Here is a 1,787-nt window from a genome sequence, read left to right on the forward strand (position 1 = left end):
GGCTCGTCGCCCGGCTGTGCGGATGCGGACCCGGCCGGGGCGGGGGCCGAGGAGGAGCCGCCCTTCGCGGGCTTGCTGGGCCGGGAGGCCGAGGCGCTCGCACTCGGCTCGGCCCGGCCGGACGCGGAGGCACCCTCCGACGGCGAGGCCGTGGCAGTGCCGGACGGCGAGGCGGAGACGCCGGGCGTGGCTCCGGGGCTCCGGGACACGATGTCGCCACTCGGCGCGGGCCGCACCTCGACCTCTTCCGCGAGCTTGTCGTCCTGCCCGGAGAGCGGAAGCCAGGGAGCGCTGGAGTTCCCGCCGAGCACGGCGACCACAAGGGTCACCGCGTACGCGGCACAGATCGTGGCGAGCACCCAGCCCACACGCCGGTACGTCTTGCTGCGCCGTCCGCTCTCGTCGACGAACACCGGACCGTCGGAAGGCTCGGGACGGCCGGGTTCGACAGGTAGTTCGGAGAGCTGACGTCCCAGTCCGTCGAGTTGGACGGTCACGTCGTTCGGCTCATGCGTGTGCCCGGTTCGGGTACCTTCGCGCCAATTTTCCACAGGTGTTCGCACTTCCCCCACTCAATGAACCAGGCGCGCGAGAAATGACTGGAATCGTGCCAACGAACCGGGCCCCCACCCCGTCCGCGTGCCATCTGTCAACTTGCACCCGAGGCACTGAATGTAGCGCACGCCGGCGACGCGCAGAGGGCGTAATCACTGGTTGTTCATGAACAGTGACCCATGAGTGACAGATCGGTTTCAGGCAACCACGATGTCGGTGGCCTCACCATCCACCCTTCCGTCCCAGCCAGTTCGGCCACCGCGGCGCGCAGCGCGGCAAGGCCGGGGTGGCCGGTTCCTTTGCGCCACACCATCAGCAGCGGCGAAATCGGCACCGGCCGCACCAGTGGGCGCAACACCGTCCCCGGCAGCGGCGGAAAGCCGGCGACCGCCAGTACGGGGTTCCCCGTCTTCGCCATGACCCGCTGGAATTCGGCCACTCCGACGGCCAGCGGAGCCGGCGGAGCGAGGACGACTCCCCACTCCGCGAAAAGCACGGATGCGAGGTCCGTCCACTCGAGCGTGCGCGCATTGCCCGCCCCGGCGTAGACGGTTACGCCGGTCAGATCACTCATGGCGACCTCCTCACGCCCTGCCAGAGGGTGACCGTGCGGCAGGAGGACGGCCATCGGCTCGTAACGCACCGGCTGTACGGAGAGCTGGGCGAGCACCGCTGGATCGAGCCCGGCTGCACGCCCGAAGGAGACGTCCAGCCGTCCTGCGAGCACCTCCCCCGCCGCCCAGGTCAGTCCGCTCTCGAAGCGGGCCATCAGCTCACACTCGGGCGCGAGCTCCCGCGCCCGGGCGAGCACCCTGGCCGCAGTCATCCCGTCCGTGTTCAGGTCGACCAGCAGCGGACGTTCCGCCGGGTCCGTGAAGGCGGCGGAGAGCGCGGTGTGCGCGGCGAGCACCCGCCGGGCGTGCGGCAGGAGGCGTTCCCCGTCCGCGGTGAGCGAGACCTGCCGGGTGGTCCGGACGAAGAGCTCCCGGCCCAGCTCGCGCTCCAGCCGGCGAATGTCCCGGCTCAGCGCCTGCTGGGCGAGGTAGAGGCGGGCGGCGGCACGGGTGAAGTGCAGTTCCTCGGCCACGGCGACGAAGGCGCGGAGGAGCCGGGGATCGGTGTCGGATGCGGCCACGGGCCCAATTTACAACGGAAGTGCGTCAATGGGTCCGGATCAGGTGTTGGACGCCACGCACCCCGCGATCCGAGGCTGGACGGGTGCCCCACGAAAC

At 70.6% G+C, this 1,787-nt stretch carries 2 protein-coding genes; both read right to left on the bottom strand.

The window, feature by feature from the left end; genetic code table 11:
- Positions 1-551, bottom strand: a 551-nt coding sequence (locus BFF76_RS30275; protein ID WP_107418516.1) for a hypothetical protein, incomplete at its 3' end; no start/stop codon positions are given.
- Positions 552-718: 167 nt separating this feature from the next.
- On the bottom strand, positions 719-1,690 hold the full coding sequence (locus BFF76_RS30280) for a LysR family transcriptional regulator (RefSeq protein ID WP_031100669.1): 972 nt from the start codon (positions 1,688-1,690) through the stop codon (positions 719-721).
- Positions 1,691-1,787: the final 97 nt, after the last annotated feature.

Source organism: Streptomyces mutomycini, from assembly GCF_001700505.1.
Taxonomy (GTDB): Bacteria; Actinomycetota; Actinomycetes; order Streptomycetales; family Streptomycetaceae; genus Streptomyces; species Streptomyces mutomycini.